At 39.5% G+C, this 22512-nt stretch carries 17 protein-coding genes; 7 read left to right on the top strand and 10 right to left on the bottom strand.

From position 1 onward, the window contains the following. Positions 1-407: 407 nt before the first annotated feature. The gene (locus V7K60_RS06915; RefSeq protein WP_334924067.1) at positions 408-1853 is read left to right on the top strand and encodes a PQQ-dependent sugar dehydrogenase; all 1446 of its coding nucleotides are present in this window, start codon (positions 408-410) and stop codon (positions 1851-1853) included. A gap of 181 nt (positions 1854-2034) precedes the next feature. Here V7K60_RS06915 and V7K60_RS06920 read toward each other — a convergent pair whose 3' ends face one another. After that, positions 2035-3390 carry a (Fe-S)-binding protein gene (locus V7K60_RS06920; protein ID WP_334924069.1) on the bottom strand — a complete coding sequence of 452 codons (1356 nt, stop codon included), beginning with the start codon at positions 3388-3390 and terminating at the stop codon, positions 2035-2037. 56 nt (positions 3391-3446) lie between these two features. After that, positions 3447-4805: an FAD-binding oxidoreductase gene (locus V7K60_RS06925; RefSeq protein ID WP_334924071.1), complete on the bottom strand. Its 1359-nt coding sequence runs from the start codon at positions 4803-4805 to the stop codon at positions 3447-3449. Between the two features lie 219 nt (positions 4806-5024). On the opposite strand from V7K60_RS06925, the gene V7K60_RS06930 reads away from it, so the two are divergent. Beyond that, a complete protein-coding gene (locus tag V7K60_RS06930; protein WP_334924073.1) occupies positions 5025-6347 on the top strand; it encodes an FAD-dependent oxidoreductase in 1323 nt (440 codons plus the stop codon). Positions 6348-6501: 154 nt separating this feature from the next. Beyond that, positions 6502-7260, top strand: a complete 759-nt coding sequence (locus tag V7K60_RS06935; protein WP_334924075.1) for a red chlorophyll catabolite reductase — start codon at positions 6502-6504, stop codon at positions 7258-7260. Positions 7261-7596: 336 nt separating this feature from the next. Here the strand turns inward: V7K60_RS06935 and ssuE are convergent, their stop codons facing one another. The 3 genes from ssuE to ssuD are packed head-to-tail and all read right to left on the bottom strand — an operon-like array spanning position 7597 to position 9986. Next, positions 7597-8163: an NADPH-dependent FMN reductase gene (gene ssuE / locus V7K60_RS06940; protein WP_334924077.1), complete on the bottom strand. Its 567-nt coding sequence runs from the start codon at positions 8161-8163 to the stop codon at positions 7597-7599. A 17-nt stretch (positions 8164-8180) separates the two neighbouring features. Next, on the bottom strand, positions 8181-8798 hold the full coding sequence (locus V7K60_RS06945; RefSeq protein WP_334924079.1) for a beta-class carbonic anhydrase: 618 nt from the start codon (positions 8796-8798) through the stop codon (positions 8181-8183). Positions 8799-8825: 27 nt separating this feature from the next. After that, positions 8826-9986 (bottom strand): FMNH2-dependent alkanesulfonate monooxygenase, encoded by a 1161-nt coding sequence (gene ssuD, locus V7K60_RS06950; protein ID WP_334924081.1) that lies wholly within the window; start codon positions 9984-9986, stop codon positions 8826-8828. Between the two features lie 419 nt (positions 9987-10405). Between ssuD and V7K60_RS06955 the strand changes: the two genes are divergently transcribed. Together V7K60_RS06955 and msrB are read left to right on the top strand one after the other, a co-directional pair. Further along, on the top strand, positions 10406-10939 hold the full coding sequence (locus tag V7K60_RS06955) for an MgtC/SapB family protein (RefSeq protein WP_334924082.1): 534 nt from the start codon (positions 10406-10408) through the stop codon (positions 10937-10939). A 231-nt stretch (positions 10940-11170) separates the two neighbouring features. After that, the gene (msrB, locus tag V7K60_RS06960; RefSeq protein WP_334924150.1) at positions 11171-11665 is read left to right on the top strand and encodes a peptide-methionine (R)-S-oxide reductase MsrB; all 495 of its coding nucleotides are present in this window, start codon (positions 11171-11173) and stop codon (positions 11663-11665) included. Between the two features lie 506 nt (positions 11666-12171). Here msrB and V7K60_RS06965 read toward each other — a convergent pair. Continuing rightward, positions 12172-12771, bottom strand: a complete 600-nt coding sequence (locus V7K60_RS06965) for an MBL fold metallo-hydrolase (RefSeq protein WP_334924084.1) — start codon at positions 12769-12771, stop codon at positions 12172-12174. A gap of 188 nt (positions 12772-12959) precedes the next feature. Here V7K60_RS06965 and V7K60_RS06970 point away from each other — a divergent pair, with 188 nt between their 5' ends. Together V7K60_RS06970 and V7K60_RS06975 are read left to right on the top strand one after the other, a co-directional pair. Next, positions 12960-14138 carry a pyridoxal phosphate-dependent aminotransferase gene (locus tag V7K60_RS06970; RefSeq protein WP_334924085.1) on the top strand — a complete coding sequence of 393 codons (1179 nt, stop codon included), beginning with the start codon at positions 12960-12962 and terminating at the stop codon, positions 14136-14138. A 495-nt stretch (positions 14139-14633) separates the two neighbouring features. Further along, the gene (locus V7K60_RS06975; protein ID WP_334924151.1) at positions 14634-15005 is read left to right on the top strand and encodes a four-helix bundle copper-binding protein; all 372 of its coding nucleotides are present in this window, start codon (positions 14634-14636) and stop codon (positions 15003-15005) included. A 92-nt stretch (positions 15006-15097) separates the two neighbouring features. On the opposite strand, the gene V7K60_RS06980 is transcribed toward V7K60_RS06975, so the two are convergent. From V7K60_RS06980 to V7K60_RS06995, 4 genes are read right to left on the bottom strand one after another with little or no spacing between them, the layout of a single operon-like run. Then, complete coding sequence (locus V7K60_RS06980) at positions 15098-18106, bottom strand: type I restriction endonuclease subunit R (protein WP_334924087.1); 3009 nt, start codon at positions 18104-18106, stop codon at positions 15098-15100. Continuing rightward, on the bottom strand, positions 18103-19104 hold the full coding sequence (locus tag V7K60_RS06985; protein ID WP_334924088.1) for a hypothetical protein: 1002 nt from the start codon (positions 19102-19104) through the stop codon (positions 18103-18105). Before V7K60_RS06985 ends, V7K60_RS06980 begins: the two co-directional genes overlap by 4 nt. Beyond that, positions 19101-20435 carry a restriction endonuclease subunit S gene (locus V7K60_RS06990; protein WP_334924089.1) on the bottom strand — a complete coding sequence of 445 codons (1335 nt, stop codon included), beginning with the start codon at positions 20433-20435 and terminating at the stop codon, positions 19101-19103. Before V7K60_RS06990 ends, V7K60_RS06985 begins: the two co-directional genes overlap by 4 nt. Next, the gene (locus tag V7K60_RS06995; protein WP_334924090.1) at positions 20435-22507 is read right to left on the bottom strand and encodes a type I restriction-modification system subunit M; all 2073 of its coding nucleotides are present in this window, start codon (positions 22505-22507) and stop codon (positions 20435-20437) included. Before V7K60_RS06995 ends, V7K60_RS06990 begins: the two co-directional genes overlap by 1 nt. Between the last annotated feature and the right edge of the window lie 5 nt (positions 22508-22512).

Consider the following 22512-nt stretch of genomic DNA (forward strand, 5'->3'; position numbering starts at 1 on the left):
CTAAAAAATCTTGTAATCTTTACTAAAAAAAATAGTATATTTTCACAAAGCTTAATTAAAGGTTACAAATTTTTCTAACAGTACTAAAAATTAAAGAATTTACATTTTTAAGATTTGGTAAAGGATTTGACGTAACCTTTCATTCATGATAATAAATAATTATATGAGAGTTGAAAATCAAAAAGTCTGGTAAAAATAAGTAATTAAAACAGATTAATTTTGAACCAATTACTTATTATCATTCACATAATCAAACTAACCAAATCAATAACTAATATTTTCTCAGTGTATTGGTATTAATTAGGTTAGCAAAAATATCTGTATTTAAACTTACGGTTGTAATTAATCAATATTAAACTTATGAAGAGTTATTTCCAAAATTAACTGATTATTTTATTAAGAAAATCATGAATAACACTAAATTATCTAACTATATGAAAGGCAGGTTTATCGGTAAGTTTGCTACTAAAACGCTGTTATTTACAATAACACTGTTATTTACAATAGTTTTATTAAATCATAGCACTACTGGAGTAAATGTTGTACCACAAACCCTGCGTTCTGATATTAAAGTCCGCAATATTATTAATACATTATCAGTCTCTCCTTCAGTTCGGATTGTAAAAGATCCACGAAACAATACCCTCTATTACCTCAAACTAAATGGTGAGATTTATCAAGTCGATTTAGACTCTTCTACTAAAACACTTGTGTACAATTCTAATAATCATAATTTAAGTGAAACTCAAGGTATAGCCATTGGCCCTAACGGCACAATTTATTTAGTTGGCAATGTAGACCTTGTGAATAACCAAACTAAAGCAATTATTGTTAAAGGTGTAATTAATTCGAGTACAGGACAGCGTATCTGGTCTATTTTAGCTCAGAGTGCAGGTTATCCCAAAAGCAAAACAGCTTATGACCATCAGTTCAACGGTGTGGTTGTTAGCTTGGATGGTAACTTTATCTATGTGAATAGCGGTTCTCGTACCGATCATGGTGAGATTCAGTCTGTTGATGGTCTATATCCCAATACTCGTGAAGTCGGATTAACCGCCTGTATACTCCGTCTTCCTAGTAATGGCAACAATCTTTTTCTGGCAAACAATCGAGCAACCTTAAAGACAGCTGGCTATATTTTTGCAGAAGGAATACGCAATACTTTTGATATGGCTTTTGCACCCAATGGGGATTTGTTTGGTACAGAAAATGGCCCAGATCGCGACATGTCAGAAGAATTAAATTGGCTAAGTTTAGGTGGTAATTACGGCTTTCCCTGGCGTATTGGTGGCACAGACAATCCCCAACAATTTCCCAATTATAATCCTGCCACTGACCGATTGTTAAGCCCTCAATTTAACGCCATCCAAAAAGGTTACTATCGTAACGATCCAACCTTTCCTATTCGACCTACTGGAAATTTGATTGAACCAATTCCTAATCTTGGCCCGGACGCAGATAATTACCGCGATCCTGTAGATGGAAAAATCAAAGATGCCAGTGTTCTTGGACAAAGTTTCAGCACTTTTACAACACACCGTTCTCCTTTAGGATTAGTTTTTGATACACAAGGAGTAATGAGTCGAGAATTCAACAGAGATGGATTTATGTTGAGTTGGACACCAGGCGACCCCACTGGCGAAACACTAATAGGCCCTTTTAAAGATGCCAGCCAAGACCTACTGCATTTAAAGTTAACTAAAGTAGGAAATACTAACTATAAACTTAACGCTACGCGCCTTGTCACAGGTTTTAGTAATCCCATTGATGCTGAGATTATTGGCAATAAAATTTATGTTCTAGAATATGGTGGAAATCAAGGAATTTGGGAAGTCTCTATGCCTACCAAGTAAAAGAAATTGGGTATTTCTGTATTACTCATTCCTTTGGAGTGCTGCCTTTAGTCAGATATTGAGTCAGAGACTCAATGAATGCATTCCCAGTCGGAGACTGGGAACAAGGAAAGTCTTAAAAACGTAGTTTTAGCTCTTTGCTCTAAAATCAATGACAAAATGTCCAACCTACAAAAAATATCTACAATTTCAACTTTTCACCGCGAATCGAATAATCTAACAACTCCATCGGGTGAATAACTGAAATTTTCTTACCTTGCAACTGCAAATGTTTAGTAATTTGCAAAGTACACCCAGGATTAGCAGAAGCAATTAACTCAGCACCAGTATTCAACAAATTCTGCACTTTTTGCTGGCCCAATTCTTCAGAAACTTCTGGTTGCAGCATATTATAAACCCCGGCACTGCCACAACACAAAGCTGCATCTATTGGTTCTCTCAACTTCACCCCTGGAATTTGTCGCAACACCTGACGCGGTTGGACGCTAATCTTTTGTCCGTGCAATAAATGACAAGCATCTTGATAAACTAAATTCAATGGTTTATCAGTCAGTGGCGATAGTTTTGCTGTTAATCCAACAGTTGCTAAAAACTCTTGAGCGTCTTTAACCTTAGCTGCAAAATCCTTTGCCTTTTCCCGATATTCTAGGTCATCTTCTAAAATATGACCGTACTCTTTTAAAGTATGACCGCAACCAGCAGCATTAATAATCACGAAATCTACATCTGTCTTGGCAAAACTATCAATCATTTGTCTTGCTAAAGCTTTGGCCTGTTCTGTTTGTCCTTGGTGTTCGGGAAGTGCTGCACAACAACCTTGAGATTTGGGAATCACAACTTCACAACCATTCGCCGTTAAAACTCGCACTGTCGCTTCATTCACGGGTGAGAAAAACAGTCGTTGGACGCAACCCAAAATCATCCCAATGCGATACCGCTTTTCATTTTTAGCAGGAATCACAGTAGGGAAATTATCTTGAAAAGATTTGAGAGTAATTTCTGGCAGAATTGATTCCATTGCTGCCAAACGAGGCGATATTTTATTCAGTAAACCTGTAGCCCGAAAGAATTTAGCCAACCCCAATTTTTGATAAACTAATAACGGAACTAATAAAACCCGTAAAAGATTGGGATAAGGAAACAGAGAAAATATCAGTTGACGAAAAAATTGATCTGGTAAACTGCGGGGATAATTTCGTTCGATTTGATGGCGAGTTGCAGAAATTAATTTGTCATACTGTACACCAGAAGGACAGGTACTCACACAAGCAAGACAGCCCAAACAAGAATCAAAATGTTCTACTGTTGCCGTATTGAGGGCAATTTCACCCTCATTAATTGCATCCATTAAATAGATACGTCCTCTAGGAGAATCCATTTCCTTGCCAAGTACCCGATAACTGGGACAAGTCGAGAGACAAAATCCACAATGGACACAACTATCAATCAACTTCGGATCAGGTGGATGATTAACATCAAACCCCTTTAAATTTTTTAAACTAGCCGTATTATTAACAGAATTCTTTGAAACTTGCATATTTTTCCCTTTCCCCTCTCTATCTCAGCGTCCTCTGTGTATCTGCAGTTTATTTCTTAAATTCCACCAACAAACCGACCAGGACTTAAAATATTCTTACTATCAAACTGTTCCTTAATACGGCGCATCAACGGCAAAGCATTCCCCGTATAACCCCAAACATCTATTAGTTCTTTAACCGCAACTGGTGCTGACAGAATTGTTAAAAAACCTTTATTCGCTTGAGTGCGTAGGCGCAGCCCGCCGTAGGCATCGCTTCCAGCAGAGCCTAGCTGATCGCGGATTTTCAAAACTTGATTTTTACTCTCTAATTGTAACAAACCTAAACCACTACTAATATGAATTAAACCCAACTCCACCTGGGTCAAAATCTCCATAGCAGCAGTAGGTAACACTCCTATTTTGCAGGTAATTACTGATTCTGTAGCACTAGTATGTATTCGTTCTTGCAATCTTTGCCATAGATTAGCTTCATCACCATCGGCAAAAATTGCCCCATCTAAGCCCAACTTTTGCCCAACTTCCAAAACTCGGTTTGACTGTTCCTTAACACTCTCACTAATACTTTGAAAGCGAGCAATTAATCCTAGTCCTTGACCCAATCCTAAACTAGACACTAATTTAGTTGATAGTAAATCAGCCTGAACTGGTGTTAACGCCGAACCTCGAAGGATATCAGCCGCTTCAGATACAGCCTCAGCTTTACCAGTTAGTACCACCGTCCCCGATGCCTCTGCTAGCGGATACAGGCGAAAAGTTAGTTGACTAATAAAGCCTAATGTGCCGTAAGACCCTGTAAGCAACTTCATCAAGTCATATCCGGCGACATTTTTAACTACTCTTCCCCCGGCTTTGGCGATCTGTCCATCAGCACGGACAAAGGTAATACCTAGTAACTGGTCGCGCACACTACCATAACGTTGCCGCAGAGAACCTGTATCACCTGTGGCAACAATACCGCCAATAGTTGCTGACTCTGGTGCTGTGGGGTCAAGGGCGAGAAATTGCCGCGATTTTGCCAAAAGTGCTTGCAAATCGGAGAACTTCATCCCAGTTTCTACTGTGACAGTCAAATCGCCAACAGCGTGTTCTATCAATTGGTTGATGCGTTCTGTACTAACTACAACATCAATGCCTTTAACTAAACCGCCCCAGGTGAGTTTACTACCACTACCACAGGGGAGGACGCGGCAGTTGTTTGTGTGAGCGGTGGCAATGACTGCGGCTAGCTGTTCTTGGCTGCGGGGATAGACAATACAAGTGGGTGATTTTCCAGAAGCTATAGCCTGTTGAATACGTTTTTGCTGACTGAGTTCGATATTTTCCCAAAGACAAACAGCGTTTTCTTCGCCGATGATAGATGCAAAATCAGAAGCGCAGACGCCTTGCGGCTTGTCGTTAGACATCGCTTTCATTTAGTTTATTTTTTTACGCCCTATATCTAATTTAACGTGAGTTTGACGCGGTGAATTGTCTGTGGTAGTAGATTAGGGATGAGCAGATGAGATTGCATATTTCCGAAGCTTTGTCACTATATCCCTCTCAAGACCAATGAAAAATGTATTAGAGGATGTAAAAATTTTTAGTGGTATTAAGTATTATGATTATTTAACTAATGCGGAAGTCATAGAATTATGGTCAAAAAAGTAGTTATTGTAGGTGCTGGACCTTGCGGACTTCTGCTTGCTCACTACTTGTTAAGTCGTGGCGACAAATACGAAATCGACATTTATGAACGTCGCAGCGACCCTAGAATTGTTTCATTCTCTACATCCAGAACCTTCCCTATATCTCTGAACGAAAGAGCAATGAGAGCTTTAAGAAAAATTGAAGGTTTAGAGGAAGCGGTCAAATCCAGAAGTTTGGAGGTGACAGGAACGATTTTTCACCAAAAAAATGGTAAGACACGGTTAACGCCAAGAAATAAATCTCTCTTTACACTTGACCGCACTAGCCTGGCAATTGTGCTATTAGAAAATTTAAATCAAAAGTACGACAAGAGTAAACTCAACCTGAACTTTAACTGTCAATGTACTTCTGTGGATTTGGTGGCAAAGACAGTAACATTGAAAAATGTTGTGGAAGCCTCTGTGATTGAAGGAAAACATGAGTTCACTGTTGACTATGACCTATTAATAGGTGCAGATGGAGCAAATTCTCAGATAAGAGAGAATTTTTTTGCTACAAAAAACTTTGAATGCCAGCAGAAATATGTCCCTAATGACTATAAATCGATTTTCCTGCCTCGTCCCAATGAAAATTCAGGTATCAACCTGGAACAAGGCAAAATTCATTCTTGGATACTAAACGATAGTACGCTGATAGTACTATTACATCAACAAGATGGAAGCATGAGTGGAGTCGTTTTATTTCTCCATAAAAAAAATCAGATAGTTAATCTTTCCAATACAGAAGAAGTTCTCACATTTTTTCAAAAGAATTTCCCAGAAGTTTATCAGATGATGCCCAGAGAAGAAGCTGAAGCTTTCCTCACTAGACCTATATCAAGAATTTTAACAATTCGTTGTAACCGTTATCACCAAGGTGATAGTGTCCTACTTCTGGGAGATGCAGCACATGCCGTATCTTCCTCTATTGGTCAAGGTTGCAATGCAGCACTTGAAGATGTTGTCTTATTTGACAACCTTTTAGACGAGTATTCTGACAATATTGGGGAGGTTGTTGAACAATTTACTGTTCGCCGTAAGCGAGATGCTCACGCCTTAGTTGAGCTTGGGGATAACGCGTTTCCCTCGACTATGGGATTGTTTATTGAATTTATCTTGAGGGAAAATATTGCCAAAACTCTGCACAAACTTTTTCCCCATTGCTTCTCACCTTCACTATCTGAGCTAATATTTGAAACCATAGTTCCCTATTCAGAAATTTTGAACTCATACAAAGGTTGGATATCCAAAGTGAAAAAATCAAACGCCAAATTGTCAACGAACTTGTAGCAATTTGCAAGTTGATATCATAATATAAATAAAAAAATTAAATTTATCTTCACAAAAGTGATACTCATTATCCCAGATTTACTTAATCTTTAAAATTAAGAAGCAATCATGAAAGTTTTTATTGTTTATCCTCAATGTACCAGCAAAAAAAATAATGATTTACCAAAAAGTCAACTCAGATAATACATCTGTATTTGAGCAGTTATGGACTATTACAAACCAATTGCGACAAAAGCTAGAGAATCGTTTTCAGCTAAATCCAGCAGATTTTACAAATGATTTAAATAGCTACAGCAGCATTGACGGTAATTTTCAGGGTTCACTTAAGGCTTTTTCTGGTACGGAAATTGATTGGCTAGTGCATGTGTTGTCACATAACGAAAAGTCAAATTTTAGTGTCATGCGTCTGACTGTTTGGTTAGGTTCCCACATCCGTGTTCCCCATCTAACGTTTGAGTTTGGTACGCTTCCAGATATTTTCTTTTATCTAGATTACATTCCTCGAACCGATTTATTGACAGACCTGGACTATCTGGAACGCTATTATGAGCCTGTTAATCAGTTATTCCTGAATTTGCAGCAAGAAGCAAGTCTTTCAATGTACACCAGTAAGAGCGTCTATATTCGTCAATTCATGTCGCCTATCAGGTTATGCTATACAAGCCCTGCTACAAATGATACAGTCAACCTCATTCGTACATTTGCCAACGAAATGCTCGAACGCTGGATAAACTGGGTAGACGAAGCGGAGCCTGTAGCAGAAGATATACGGACTGCTTTGGCAGAACGTGACCTATTTTTGCGCCGTAGCAGTGCTGAACAAGACCCAGGGAATAAGTTAGCAGAGCAGATGTTTGGTAAAGAATTGACTGATAAAGTAGTGCAGGCATTATGGGGAGGAGATCGGAATTAATCGCTGGCGTATTGTAATATTTGCTATTTGAAAATTTCAGTAGAAAAAGTAGTAGATGAGTGAATTTTCCTCATCTACTAGAGGTAGAGTTAGGAGATAATTTGCATATATACAACATTTTGTATGCTAAAAATTAGAAATTATAGTGGTGTTAGTTGAATAGACTACAAAATTTTGTAGAGAAGTCTGGGTGTAGTCTATTAATTTGAACATTGCTATAAAGGTGCAATTTTTGAGAAGAAATTTATGTGGTTATGATTAGCTTTTAGAAAAAGGTAGCAGATGGGTAGAAATTACCCGTCTGCTACGAGCAAACGGAGGTATAAACTTGATTATTTAATTGGCATGAACCAATTCTTGAGGTGCTGCGGCATCATATTCTACAGCTTTCACAAATTCCTTGAGAACGTCTTTGAGTCTTTGCTCAATTTCCTCATCTAACAAGACGCTGTTATCAGCTTGTCGTTGAATTTGTTTGTCTACCGCATAAATAGTAGCTAGGATATGCCGCGCTCCTAATTCAGATAACACAGGTTTTAGGGCATATTCAATTGCCAATAAATGAGCGATCGTTCCACCCAGAGCAATTGGTAACACGGGTTTACCTGTGAATGATTTTTGTGGCAGCAAATCTAGAAATGTTTTTAGCACTCCTGTGTAAGCAGCTTTGTAAATTGGGGTGGCAATAATCACACCATCTGCCTTTGCTAATAAAGCTTTTGGCTGTTCTAATGCTTGGCTGTCGTATCGTCCAAAAACTAAATCTTCAGCAGGCAAATCCCGAACTGAAATAATATCTACATGCAAGCCTTCTTGTTGTAGAAGCTTGGCAGTGTATTCGACAACACCATAAGTTCTAGATGGATGGGTTGGACTACCTGCGATCGCTAAAATATTTGTCATTCAATTTAACTCCCAATTTAGAAAACAGGTTCAGTATGTTTTGCAGTTTTGGTCTTCATCGCTGATGCTGTGTTAACCTTCTCACTCAGACGTTTGTAGGGACGGCGTAAACTCATACTCTCTACTTCCCAGATGTAGCCATGAATAACTACATCTTGAGGAATTAAAGGAGAATTACGCAGTAATTCCACCTGCTGTGTGCAGATTTCATCCACATCAGTAAATGTTTTGATCCATCTGGAAAAAACGCCTTTTGGTAGCTTTAATTCTGGCAAAGCTGGATCGACACTAACTTGATCCACGTCAATACCTTGATTCCGCAATACCTCACTGAGAAAGTCTCCTGATGCTGTCATCATGCCACATTCGGTATGATTAATGACGATGATTTCTTTTGTGCCAAAAAACTGTGTAGTTAACATCGCTGACCGAATTGCATCATCTGTAACTAACCCTCCAGCATTACGGAAAATATGAGCATCTCCTTCACCAATTCCTAATGCTTTCTCCACTGGTAAACGTTCATCCATGCAAGCTAGCACCCACAAACGTTTATTGTTAGGTACTCCCAATTGACGACGCAATGCCCACGCTTCTTTTTCTGAGATTTTTTGGTCGATTTGTTGGTGCAGCATGGCTATTAATCTCCTAGTTCATAATTACTAGGATATAGACGTTGTTCTTTCTTGAAGCTTTTGCTTAGGGAAATCTTCATTTGCCACAATCTCGCCAAATGGACTTAAGACATGTTGCTTCTCTACTGCGGGTAAATTCTCTAATGGCAGATGAGGAAATAGAAGTTCTGCAACTCGATAAGCTTCCTCTAGGTGGGGATAGCCAGAGAGGATAAAGGACTCAACACCCAAAGAAGCATATTCCAATATCCTAGCTGCTACGGTTTGGGGATCGCCTACTAGGGCTGTTCCCGCACCACCGCGCACCAAACCGACTCCCGCCCACAGGTTCGGGCTAATCTCCAATGCCTCACGATTACCGTGGTGTAATTGAGTCATCCGTTGTTGTCCAACTGAATCCATCCGAGCATAAGCTTTTTGGGCTTTAGCGATCGCCTCATCATCTACATACTTAATCAATTGATTCGCCGCATCCCAAGCTTCACTCTCGGTTTCTCGCACAATTACATGTAGGCGAATCCCAAACCGCAAAGTCCGGCCTTCTGATAAAGCAAGTCTGCGAACTGATGCAATCTTCTCGGCTACTTGCGCCGGTGGTTCGCCCCAAGTCAGATAGACATCTACATGCTTGGCAGCAATTTTTTGGGCGATGGGAGAGGAACCGCCAAACCACAAAGGCGGATATGGCTTCTGAACAGGTGGAAACAGCAGTTTACCATCCTGAATGTTGAAATAGTCGCCCTGAAGATTGGCTTGTTCACCACTAGCGATCGCTCGCCACACTGTTAAAAATTCATCTGTTAATTCATAGCGCTGATCGTGATCCAAATGCAAGCCATCTCCCGCTAACTCCACCGGATCGCCACCTGTCACGACATTAATCAGCAAGCGTCCCCCAGAGAGGCGATCAAAAGTCGCCGCCATCCGCGCTGCAACTCCAGGCGATACCAAACCGGGACGAATCGCTACCAAAAAACGCATCTGTCGCGTCAGTGATACCAACGTTGAAGCTACAATCCAAGCATCTTCGCAAGAACGTCCTGTAGGCAGCAATGCTCCTGTATAACCAAGGTCATCCACCGCTTGGGCAATCTGCCGTAGATAAGGAAAGCTTACTGCCCGTCCGCCTGTAGCAGTTGCAAGGTAACGTCCGTCGCCGTGGGTTGGGATGAACCATAGTAGCTGCATCAATCCTGTCCTTTTAAACTACGGTAATTCGATAGAAATACCGTTATTTATTTATAGTTTTTAGAGTATCACATATTCTACTTAACCTAGCAAGAAGTTTTTCAGAAAACTCCGGTATCTCAATCAGACCAATGTATATTAGGCAGTGTTCAATAAGCTAGCGATCAAAAAAAATTGGGGATTGGGGTATTGGGCATAGTTATTCCCCTGCTCCCTTCTTTCTGTCTCTAGGAAGAATACAGCAATAGTATCTTTGTGTATATTAGTTTACTTATCTATAACCTTCTGTTAAATTAACCTTAATGTACGCCAAGCTGATTGACTTAATGTACTTAGTTTTCAGCTAGAAACGTGGGTAGCTATCCAGTCCACTGGCAATAGGCGCAAAATTCTGTTCTGTCTCTAGGAGAAATAAGGCAATGGGGCCGATGTTTATTGCTGCCAACGATTGGCCACACATAGCGTTTAGATTGTCTTTGGCGCTCCTGGTTGGTTGCTTGATTGGATTTAACCGTCAGCAAGGAGGTAGACCAGCAGGGATGAGAACATTTATGCTCGTGAGTATGGGGGCAGCACTATTCGTGATGATTCCTTTGCAGGCTGAGGGTGAGAGTCCCTATGCTGCTACTAATGCACTGAGTCGCACAATTCAAGGTGTAGCTACCGGGGTTGGATTTCTCGGAGCCGGATTGATTTTACAAGAGTCTCCAAGAAAATCTGCAACGCCAAAAGTAAAGGGTTTAACTACAGCCGCCTGTGTCTGGACGGCGGCCGGGTTGGGGGCTGCAATTGGTTGTGGTCTGTGGCAAATGGGATTATTGGGAGGCTTACTGACTCTGATTACCCTAAGTGGGGTAAAGCGGCTCAATCGCCTATTTGCATTTCTGACGATTCAGGGTAAACAGGGGATTAATCAGCATCTTACCACCACCTCTGATGAAGATGATGATTGACTGTCGTTATGCTCCAATTGAAAACTATACTTAGATATTCTCCAAAATTAAGTCAAATCGATCGGATTGCCGCCTAGTATTTTATTGAAAAATAATTTGTTGTTTCTTAGCAAATTTTAATCAGTTTATCAGGGCTAATTCAGAGTGATCGCTGATTATAGTCATTCATGTAGGGAATTCCGTACTGGAATTGATTGCCCAGTGAACCGGAAAATAGAAAATAATAGATATATGGACAAACGCTATTTTTTACAGGCTAGTGCAGTCATAGTCGGCACAGCATTGTTATCAAGGTATATCAATTGGGGGTCACAAGCAATGACAACTTCTCAGAGTGGATTTGAAGTTACCAAACCAGAGTCAGAATGGCGCACGATTTTAACGCCAGAACAGTTTAATGTCTTGCGTAAACATGGAACTGAACGCCCTTACACCAGCTCATTGGATAAGGAATACGACCAAGGCACTTATTATTGTGCCGCGTGTGAACTACCACTGTTTACATCTGATACCAAATTTAATAGTGGTACTGGCTGGCCTAGCTTCTTTAATCCAATTGAAGGTGCGATCGCCACTACTGTAGACAAGTCGTTGTTTATGACCAGAACTGAAGTGCATTGTAGTCGCTGTGGTGGTCATCTGGGTCATGTTTTTGATGATGGCCCTGCACCCACGGGTAAGCGCTACTGCATGAACGGTGTTTCGCTGAAGTTTGATCCTGCTTGATTAAGTTGCGTAGGCGTAGCCTGTTGTGACATTGCATACACAAGCTAAATCATCAGATTTTGGAGCTTGACCAAGGGTGAATAAATTTTTGACAATAACTTTTCTTATTCAATGCTATTGGACGAAGTATTGTCAATTTAAGGAAATGCAACTCTTGGTCTTCGCTAGAACCATTTACCTAAATCGTTCTATTTGTTTGGCTCTTTTTTCTCCTTTTTGTCTTTGGGATCTTTTTTAGGTTTTTTAGCTTCTTTATTACTTTTTCTTTCCTTCGACATCAGTGTTCTCCAACTAGGTGAATCAGTAAAAGCTTTCGCATTCTGCCGTCAGCAAATCAGGATATTACTTACCTGATATTCTTTTATGGCAAAAAAGAAAGTATCAGACATAAATGCTACTAACTACCATGATACGGTGTTGTTTGATTTTCTTCTGACAGCCTTTTTGATCTATTTGAACCACAATCGCCTGTAGGGTAGCATAGCTAGCTGTGCTACCCTAATTATTTACAGCGTTGCTACAAGATCCTGCAAGCGATCGCGTCCATCACGGAATACAGGCCAACCATCGCCCACCAGCACTGCTTCTACCCGACTCAGTTGAGCCAACCTGCGAACAGAAGCAACAGCCTCCTCTCGATTCAGCAGCTTGTCATCTGGTAAAATCGTTAAGCTACCTGCTTTACGTGCCCGTACTAAATCCCCTGTAATTAAAGTTGTCTTTTCTAGTAACAAAGCCAACTCACCCGGAGTTTTAGAACCATTGAGTTCAATCACCTCCAGTCCTGGCACAAATTCTTCACCATCAGATAGCCAGCGATTGCAAGGTATAGGAAAAGTGTCTTTTTCTGCTATGGGGCCTGCAATCTTAGCATAAGTTTGATCGGCAATTTCTTTACTTGCTCTGATATGCTCAGAATTCGTCAGCACAATCCAAACCACACCGCCGAGGGATTTTAGATGATTCCAATCATGGTTTGATAGGGCTACTGGGTCAATCAAGATGTTGCCATCTGCGCGAATCCAGGCAATCCCATTGAAATCAATATTTCTTGCCGGATTGAAATTAGACCAGCTATACAGATCGGGACGGTGCAAAGATTTCATGATGATTCTGGATCAGTACTTCAATAATTGACTATTAATCTCAATAATTAAGTATATAGATTATAAGGTTGCATTCCCTCTGGATCTGAAATTTGAGTATACTACGATAAATCTATCAATATTATGGGTTTCGTCTGGTTTACAGAAATTCCCGAATAACGGCAATAAAGATCAACGGAGGTATAGGGGTGAGTAAGATTGGGCGACAAAAAATATCAGCGAAGGCAGAACAGTTTACAGAGTCGGTGATTCGAGAAATGACCAGGGTAGCACTGCAACACGATGCGGTGAATTTGGCGCAGGGTTTCCCTGATTTTCCTTGTCCTTTGGAGTTGAAACAGGCAGCATATCAGGCCATAGAGGCAGATGTTAATCAGTATGCCATTACTTGGGGCGATCGCCCATTTCGTCATGCGATCGCTAACAAAGTTCGTTGGTATCTCGGCTTAGATATCAATCCCGAAACCCAAATCACCGTTACTTGTGGTTCCACAGAAGCAATGGCATCTGTGATGCTGGCGACAGTCGATCCCGGTGACGAAGTAATTGTATTTGAGCCATATTACGAAAACTACGGTCCCGATGCGATTTTAGCTGGTGCTATACCCCGCTACGTAACACTGCATCCTCCTCATTGGACATTTGATGAAGCACAGTTGCGTCAAGCTTTCAATACCAATACCAAAGCAATTATTATCAACACACCCCACAACCCCACAGGTAAAGTCTTCACGCGTGAAGAACTCACCCTAATTGCTGAACTTTGTCAAAAATGGGATGTGTTAGCGTTCACAGACGAAATCTATGAACATATTCTCTATGACGGCACTCAACATATTGCCCTAGCTACCCTTCCCGGAATGGAAGAACGCACCGTTACTATTAACGGTTTATCCAAAACTTATAGCGTCACTGGATGGCGAGTCGGCTACATTCTGGCAAACCCCGAATTGACAGGGGCGATTCGCAAAGTCCATGATTTTCTCACTGTTGGCGCACCTGCACCATTGCAACGAGCCGGAGTTGCCGCCATGCAACTGCCAGCATCCTATTATCAAGAACTAGGCAAACTTTATCACCAGAAGCGAGACAGCATTTTACAAATTCTAGACCAAGTTGGGATTCCCTATTTCGTTCCCAAAGGAGCTTATTACGTTCTTGCAGATATTTCCAAATTTGGCTATAAAACAGATGTTAAATTCACTTACCATCTGATTAAAGATATTGGTGTTGCTGTAGTTCCCGGTTCCAGCTTTTTCAGCCAACCAGAAAAAGGACATTCATTGATCAGATTTTGCTTTAGCAAAAGACCTGAGACATTACAAGCAGCGAGCGATCGCTTACTCAAATTGCAATCAAATCTATAACCGACATCATATCTTATGTAAGTTGTGAAAATTACTTTTTTTTGAGGAAATTTTGTTTTAAGCGCAGTTGAAATTCCATTATGAATTACGAACTTTTCAGGATATATATCTTCAAGCTCATATAAGTTAATAAAACATAACTTAATATAAGTTTACAAATACTTTGTTTAGGCATTCATTTGTTAAAAAACAATAACATTATTTTCGAGTTAAATTTAACTCTAACTTTTGATCCCTGATGTAAATTTGACTGTCAAATGAAACCACACTTGTGAATGAGGGTTTACAAGCCTTAATGTATAGTATTTATCAGAAAAATAACACCAAACTAGTGTAGAATTCCTTCAATTTACCGGTAATTATATCGGGATAGTAGGCTTAAAAATTCTCTCTTAAAAACCCCATTGACTCTTTAAAAGGATAAGACTAATGTGATCAGTAGTCCTTTCAAGGACACTATTTTATGCATCAAAAAATCAGGAGGTATTTCCGATGATGATGATGATGATGACTGAAACCATGACTCCAGAAATGCAAACTTGCATGGATGTTTGTATGGACTGTCATAAAATGTGCATGGAAACCATGACTCATTGCATGAGCAAAGGTGGTCAGCAGATGCACAAAAGCATGATGAGCATGATGAGCATGATGCGCGATTGCTCTGAAATGTGCATGATGTGTATGAATATGATGATGAGCGGTTCTGAGTTCATGGAACGCACTTGTATGCTTTGTGCTGAAATGTGCGATCGCACTGCAATGGCGTGTGAGATGATGAGCGATGACGCAAAAATGATGGAATGTGCTGCTGCTTGCCGTAAGTGTGCAGAGTCTTGCAGAAGTATGCACATGATGCCTGCTTAATTTCCCTAACTAGCAGATGTTTCTCTGCAACCTAATATTCAAGCGCTCAGATTCTTCAAGTCTGGGCGCTTGAAGTAATTAAATCATTTTTGCTAGCTAAACTCTTGTGTCAATCTTGTATACACTTTCCTCAGCATCCAGTCCTTTACTACTTCACCAAAATCTTTAAAATCTATGATTTTGGTAAAAATATCTTGATTTAAATCCATTCGCTCAATCAGCTTCGTCAGAAATACATCCTCAAAGCCATATTTAAAGTTTTGAATTGAGTTACTTTTGGCTTGTTGTGATAATATTTTATCCTGAACTAGTGCTTCTTCAATTTGGCTGAAAAAATATTTGTCTGCTTCAGTAAAATCAGTTCTAAATCTTTTGTTGAGAATATCGATAATCTCTGAAAGTTTAGCCTGTTCTTCTTTATCTCTTGGTATGCCAGCTTCAGTTATAGGTTGTAGAGATAACTCTGTATTTTTTTCTAAGATTATCTGACCTTCTCGGATTTTTTGTAGTCGATAATATTCTAGTGCAACTTCGTCAAGAAGTTTAAAAGCTTCGCTTTGGCTAAGTTTTGGTAATTTTGTTTGCAAAATACGAGTAAAAGCATAAAATTTTTCTAGCTCTCCATCTGCAAATGGCATAATCTGTGCTAAGAATGCATATAACCGAATAAACGCGGTTAGACTATTTTTAAACTCATCTTGCTGTTCTTCACTTAAACCTTTAAAACGGTCTACAGCAGGATCAATAAAGGAATGTAGTCTACTTTGATCTAGATTATTTACCTTTTCCTGAGATTTAAAAAATATTTTTGCAAAAGCATCTACCTCACTATACCAGATAATCTGGTAGCCATCTAACCTATTTTTTAAATCATACAATCTGTTAGGATCTGTTGTTGCTATTAGGGTTGTTTGTTCGTAATAAGGCTGGAAAGCATCAATAATTTCCTGCTCATCATTAGCAAAATCTAAAACAAAAGTATCTTCCTTACCAGGACAAGTGCGATTTAAGCGAGAGAGGGTTTGTACAGCTTTGACACCAGAAAGTTTTTTATCTACATACATGGTGTGCAATAATGGCTGATCGAAACCAGTTTGATACTTGTCTGCTACAATCAGAAGTTGATATTCAACCGTTTCAAATTTTTCGGGTAATTCTTTTTCACCAAAGCCGTTGATATCAGATTCAGTATACTCGATATAAGTTTCTCTATCGGTAAAAGCAGTAAAGGCTACTAATGCTTTGATGTCTGCATAACCTTGTTTCTGTAAATAGTTGTCGAATTCTTCTTTATAGCGGATTACATGGGGTCGAGAAGCTGTAACCACCATTGCTTTAGCTTTACCGCCAATTTTATGCATCACACATTGGCGAAAATGCTCGATAATAACTTGAGTTTTTTGGGCTAGGTTGTGTGGATGGAGTGATAAAAATTTAGCGATCGCTCGACTCGTTTTCTTTTTGCTAATATTAGGATCGTCTGCGATCGCCTTACTGATTTTGAAGAAAGTTCTGTAGGTTGTATAATTTTGCAACACATCCATGATAAAACCTTCTTCAATTGCCTGCCGCATGGAATAAAGATGAAAGGGTTCTGTTTGCCCTTGGGCGTTCATCTGGCCAAAGTCTTCTAAGGTTTTTGGCTTGGGTGTGGCTGTGAAGGCAAAAAAGCTCAAATTTGGTTGTTTACCACGGGCACGCATCGACTTGCGGATGTTATCTTCAATATCATCTTCCTGGTCAACCATGCTTTCTTGCTTGGCTGAAAGACTTAAATCGTTGATAGAAAGCACTTCTTTCATTTTCTTGGACGCTTCCCCACTTTGAGAACTGTGGGCTTCGTCCACAATTAGGGCGTAATTACGTTTAGGTAGTTCGCCAATCTTGTTTTTTTCTAAGATTTCCCGAATCTTATCTAAGACAAAAGGAAATTTCTGTAAGGTAGTAATGATGATGTTAGTGCCAGAAACCAACGCTTCAGCTAGTTGTGCAGAGTTTTTATCAACTTTTTGCACGACTCCTTGCTTATGCTCAAACTGGTAAATCGTATTTTGAAGTTGCTGGTCTAATACTTTTCTATCAGTGATAACGATAACTAAATCGAAAACTCGTTGATCTTGATCATTATATAAGCTAGCAAGTTGATATGCTAACCAGGCAATAGAATTACTTTTGCCACTACCAGCAGAATGTTGAATTAGGTAATTTTGTCCTGTCCCCTTAACTTTGGCATCTGCGGTTAGCTTGCGAACTACATCTAATTGGTGAAACCGAGGAAAGATCAGGCTTTCTTTTTTGGCAGATTTGTGGTTTAGTTTAATGTTTTCTTGCTCTAAGTGCAAAAAACGACATATAATATCTAACCAACTGTCTTTTGCCCAGATATCATCCCAAAGGTAAGCGGTTTTGTAACCCTTTGGGTTGGGTGGGTTGCCTGCACCTTTGTTGTAGCCTTTGTTGAAGGGTAGAAAACGGGTGTTACTGCCATCAATGCGCGTAGTCATCCAGATTTCATCCGGGTCTACGGCAAAATGCACCAAACAACGCCGCTTGAATTGAAATAACAAATCTCGGTTATCCCGGTCTTGCATATACTGGCGCTTGGCTTTATCTGCATCTTGTCCGGTAAAATGGTTTTTTAGTTCTACGGTCGTGACTGGCAAGCCATTGATACTCAATAGTAAATCTACTGAGTTTTCATGATTAGCACTGTAGCGCACCTGACGAGTAACTGTGAGGATGTTTTGGTTATAAAGTACTAGGGTATCGGGGTTTAGACCACTGGCGGGTTTGAAGAATGCCAGTTTGAAGCGTACACCGTAGTCAGTGATGCCATAACGTAGTACGTCTAGCATCCCCCGTAACTCTAATTCTGTATAGAGCCTTTGAATGAACTTTGGCTCTACAGCCAAGCCGTGAATATCTGAAAGCTTTTGCCATGCTTCTAGCTGAGAAGTCTGAATGAATTGGAAAATGGTGGCTTTATCGAATGCCAACTCGCGGCTAAAGTTGGCAGCATCGCCTAATTGATAACCACCATTCTGAATCAGGGAGTCAACGATCGCAACTTCAAAAGCTCGTTCTGTCGTTTGGCTGGTCATGGCGCTGAACTCCCCTTATTTTTTATTTCCTCTATGAAATACTGGTAAGCTGCTTCGCGGAATATGTAAATCAGTCGTTCACGGTCATTGTCAAGAAGGTTTTCTTTCAAACTACCATCATTTACATCATAACAAGAACAAATGAAATCAAAGTCTTCTAGTTGACTGAATCTATTTATGTCTTCAATGATATTGGGTAACTTGTCTTCAATTAGAGTGAGTGTATCTGGATCAAAATATCGAACGTCTGGTTTACTGTGCGGATTAAAGCTTCTGCCCTGAAAGTGAGGTTTTCCTTCTCTTGATGGCCAATTTATCCCAAAAAATTCTGAGGTTCCAGATTTATAAATTTTAGAAATTTGAATAGCTCCGTCTACAGATCTAATATCTTTATCTCTAGACATCTCTATTAGAACTTGTAGCGGTTCCATATCCATTTTATCATCTTGTTTATCGTTTTCATAGACTAGTTTTTTATAATTTCTTGATGCAATATCAGCTAGCTCTACTGGATCACCTAAGAAAGTGTAAATACGATTTTTATTTGGTTCATCTGTACATTCTATAAATACAAATCCTTCGGCATCTTTTGAGTAATAGAGTTGCCAGATACGAAAACGGCTTTCTAGCCAACTCCACCCACCAAAAAGGAATTTAGCTCCGCCTCTCAGTTCATGAATATCTAGCCCAGAAATTTCGTTAATGATGGTGGATACTAATGAAGTAAACACCGAAGAAAGATAAATTAATACCTCTTCAACATCAGTACGCGAACTTTGCAAACGTCTACTGAGCTTGATAGAAGAAATTAAATTCAAGATTAACGGATAAGCCCGACCTGTCTCACCTGCAAAGCAAATTAAACAATCTGTTCTAGGCAATTCAAATAATTTAATGCCTTGATTCCATTTTTCTCCTCCAGTTAAGGAACTATCAGTTGCAAATACTAGCTCCTCAACATTATTTTTTTGGCGAATCCAGGCAACACAAAGAGTCATGCAGCCACCTCCTCACTGATGTCAATTTTTCCTGTTACTGCTGCTGTGATGAGAGATTGACGATATTCTTGGAGTTTACTTATCTGCCTATCTATAGTCGTAATTAGCTTATCAAATAAATATTTTTTAAGCTCAATGTATTGAAATATTTTTATTTGTTCTTCTTTAGGTGGCAAAATAATTGGTAGTGTTGAAAGAATTTCTGTGTTAAGGTTATCCATTGTTGAACCCACAGACTCTAACGATAGCCAAGAAGCAACCCAAGGAATACTTATAAACAAGTTAAGATAGTCTGGATAAACTTTAATTTTGCTGACGCGAACCTGAATACATCCTGTACCACATAACCAACCATTATTGTTTTTGTTAATCACTCCACAGCGTCCCAATTCTCCACGCCTTGCAAAAACCAAATCTCCAATCAGCAATTTGTGCCTACTCAAACGGATCGCTACTTCTTGGTTAACTGTTTTCTGATAGTCAGCAACTATGTTTCCGCGCTGAATATTGATTGGATTGACGAGTGGAATCCCATTTTCTACATATTCTGAAGCATGTAGCTGACTGCCAAAAGGCCCCGTTTGAATAGTGGTTGAGAGAAAACTTAAACGGCTGACTTCCCAATGCTCAGGAATTTTGCTAATCCAAGCAATACCAGAATTTTTCATTGGAACGTTTGGGTTTAACCCTTGAGTCACAGCTTGGTTGATGAGAGCGGTACGTTTTTCTTCGAGGAGTTGGATGAGGCGTTGTTTTTTGGCGATGAGGGTGTCAATTGCTGCGGTTTTGCGGTCTAGGAAAGAGGCGATCGCTTGTTGTATTTCTAAACTAGGAACTGGAAAAGCAAAATCACTCAATTGATTTTGATAAAGGTGATTGATGGTTGTTCCTACCTTAATGTAATCGATAAAAGTTTGGAAAACTTTGGATTTAAGAAGCCAGTACATGAAGTGATTAGAGTAAGTTCCTTTCAAAGGGCGAGTTACAAAAATCCCACTATTTAATGTTGCAGGTTCATTTAAACCTTGAATCAAAGCGACTTTTCCTATTGTTCCATCTTTGGTAATTAAGAGATCGCCTTCTTGAATCTGGATATACGGATCTTGTTGATATCTTTCTTCTGAAACACGATAACAGATTTTCCAATTAATTCGACCGTTTTCAAAATCTGTTCCTGTTATTAGGAGTACACCTTTATTAAGATACTCATTAGATGTCAAGCCATGCCAACCAACACGAGCTTTTAAGTAAGTTGCATACTTAATCCGTTGAATAGCCCAGTTAGGTTTAGTATCTTGCAGCCAGATTGGACAGGAATACTCTTGATTCATTACAACACCTCCTCCAACATCCCCCGAATCTCCTCTTCTAAATCCTTAATCTCCTGCTCAATCTCCTCCAAAGGTCGCGGCGGCACATATTCATAAAAATGCCGCGTAAACGGTATCTCATACCCAATTCTCGTCTTACTCTCATCTACCCACGCATCAGACACATGGGGTAATACTTCCCGCTTCATGTACTCGTTAATATCATCCTTCAACGATACATTTTCATAATCTCTCAAATCTGTATCCAGTTCAGAATTCCCATCTTTATCAATACAAATATCAGCAGTTTCATCGCGTTCAGCTAAAGCATTCATAATCGCTTTTTTCAACGGTGCTGCAACTTTTACATCAGCCGCTTTGAGTGCATCCGTCAAATTTTTTTTAAATTTATCCCGATTTTTATAGAGACAATCTGCACCCAAAGTTCGCAACGCTTCTTTAATTGATTCCTGTAACTTCTTCCCTTCCTCAATCTCTCGTAAAGCCACCCCACCCCGTTTTTTAGATTCAGCTAAATTCATAAACGTGGTTTCATTTTCTAACTTAACTATACGTTCATCACTCACCTGAAAATTGAGCCTGAGCGGACGTTCTACCGTAATTCGCCAATAGCCAAAGTCTTCGTTATCAAAAATCTTACTAACAATGACATCCTGTTCTTTGCCATCGATATCGAGTTTGCGTTTAGCATTGTGTTGGAACTCACCATAAATACGGGTTATTTCCTCGATTTGATTGGGTTTACCATCTTCACCATTACCAATTTCATTACGCTTATTTCCCAAGCTGCGACTCATTTTTTTGTAATAATGAATGGCATTGATTAGCTGTATTTTACCTTTACGCTCTGGAGTTTTATAATTAGTGATAATCCAAATATATGTATAAATTCCAGTATTATAAAATAATTGATCAGGCAGTGCTGTAATAGCTTCTAACATATCATTTTCAATAATCCATTTGCGAATATCACTTTCGCCACTGCCAGCGCTTCCAGAAAAAAGCGGTGAACCGTTAAATACAATAGCAATTCTAGAACCGCCATCATCCCGCTTCATTTTAGAAATCATGTGTTGCAGAAACAGAAATGAACCATCTGAAATTCTGGGCAAACCTGCTCCGAAACGTCCATCAAATCCTTTCTTTTCATACTCGTTTTTTACGGATGTTTGTACTTTCTTCCATTCCACACCAAACGGCGGATTAGATAACATATAGTCAAATGTTTCGTGTGCTAAACCGTCAGTAGTGAAAGTATTGCCAAACTTAATATTGCTGATATTTTGACCTTTAATCAACATATCAGATTTACAAATTGCGTAGGATTCTGGGTTAATTTCCTGACCAAAAACTACAGCCTTAGAGTTTTGATTAAGTTCTTTAATGTACTCTTCTGCTAAAGACAACATCCCACCTGTTCCACAGGCAGGGTCATAGATAGTTGTCACAATACCTTCTTGAGTTAGAATATTTCTGTCATTGAGAAACAGTAAGTTGACCATCAGCCGGATAACTTCACGGGGTGTAAAATGTTCCCCGGCGGTTTCATTAGATAGTTCCGAAAATTTGCGAATTAATTCTTCAAAAACATAGCCCATCTCCATGCTGTTTACTTCATCTGGATGAAGATTGATTTCAGCAAAGTTTTTGACTATTAAAAATAGTAGATTTGCTTCATCTAAACGATTAATTTGGTCAGTAAAGTTAAAATATTCAATAATTTCTCTTCCAGCAATAGAGAAGCCATTAATAAAGTTTCTAAGATTAGCAGCTACATTATCTGGGTCTGCCTTGAGTTTTTGAAAGGTAAACTGGCTAATGTTGTGAAAAGTTACGCCAGCTTTCTGATTTAGTAACGGCTCTGGATTTTTCAGATTCATGGACTTTAGTTTGGTTTCGTAAAATTCCATGACTGCTGCTTTTGTTGGCTCTAGAACACAGTCCAAACGGCGCAACACTGTAAACGGTAATATAACTTTACCGTAGTCAGCTTGCTTATAATCACCGCGTAAAAGTTCAGCAATACTCCAAATAAAACCGGCAAGTTTTCTTACTTTTTCCGTTCGGGACATTAAAA

Origin of the sequence: Nostoc sp. (genome assembly GCF_036917555.1) — a bacterium.
GTDB lineage: Bacteria > Cyanobacteriota > Cyanobacteriia > Cyanobacteriales > Nostocaceae > Nostoc.

Coding starts and splice junctions, on each gene's coding strand:
- V7K60_RS06915 (WP_334924067.1), top strand. CDS start 408: ATGAATAACACTAAATTATCTAACTATATGAAAGGCAGGTTTATCGGT.
- V7K60_RS06920 (WP_334924069.1), bottom strand. CDS start 3,390: ATGCAAGTTTCAAAGAATTCTGTTAATAATACGGCTAGTTTAAAAAAT.
- V7K60_RS06925 (WP_334924071.1), bottom strand. CDS start 4,805: ATGAAAGCGATGTCTAACGACAAGCCGCAAGGCGTCTGCGCTTCTGAT.
- V7K60_RS06930 (WP_334924073.1), top strand. CDS start 5,025: ATGGTCAAAAAAGTAGTTATTGTAGGTGCTGGACCTTGCGGACTTCTG.
- V7K60_RS06935 (WP_334924075.1), top strand. CDS start 6,502: ATGATTTACCAAAAAGTCAACTCAGATAATACATCTGTATTTGAGCAG.
- ssuE (WP_334924077.1), bottom strand. CDS start 8,163: ATGACAAATATTTTAGCGATCGCAGGTAGTCCAACCCATCCATCTAGA.
- V7K60_RS06945 (WP_334924079.1), bottom strand. CDS start 8,798: ATGCTGCACCAACAAATCGACCAAAAAATCTCAGAAAAAGAAGCGTGG.
- ssuD (WP_334924081.1), bottom strand. CDS start 9,986: ATGCAGCTACTATGGTTCATCCCAACCCACGGCGACGGACGTTACCTT.
- V7K60_RS06955 (WP_334924082.1), top strand. CDS start 10,406: ATGGGGCCGATGTTTATTGCTGCCAACGATTGGCCACACATAGCGTTT.
- msrB (WP_334924150.1), top strand. CDS start 11,171: ATGGACAAACGCTATTTTTTACAGGCTAGTGCAGTCATAGTCGGCACA.
- V7K60_RS06965 (WP_334924084.1), bottom strand. CDS start 12,771: ATGAAATCTTTGCACCGTCCCGATCTGTATAGCTGGTCTAATTTCAAT.
- V7K60_RS06975 (WP_334924151.1), top strand. CDS start 14,634: ATGATGATGATGATGACTGAAACCATGACTCCAGAAATGCAAACTTGC.
- V7K60_RS06980 (WP_334924087.1), bottom strand. CDS start 18,106: ATGACCAGCCAAACGACAGAACGAGCTTTTGAAGTTGCGATCGTTGAC.
- V7K60_RS06985 (WP_334924088.1), bottom strand. CDS start 19,104: ATGACTCTTTGTGTTGCCTGGATTCGCCAAAAAAATAATGTTGAGGAG.
- V7K60_RS06990 (WP_334924089.1), bottom strand. CDS start 20,435: ATGAATCAAGAGTATTCCTGTCCAATCTGGCTGCAAGATACTAAACCT.
- V7K60_RS06995 (WP_334924090.1), bottom strand. CDS start 22,507: ATGTCCCGAACGGAAAAAGTAAGAAAACTTGCCGGTTTTATTTGGAGT.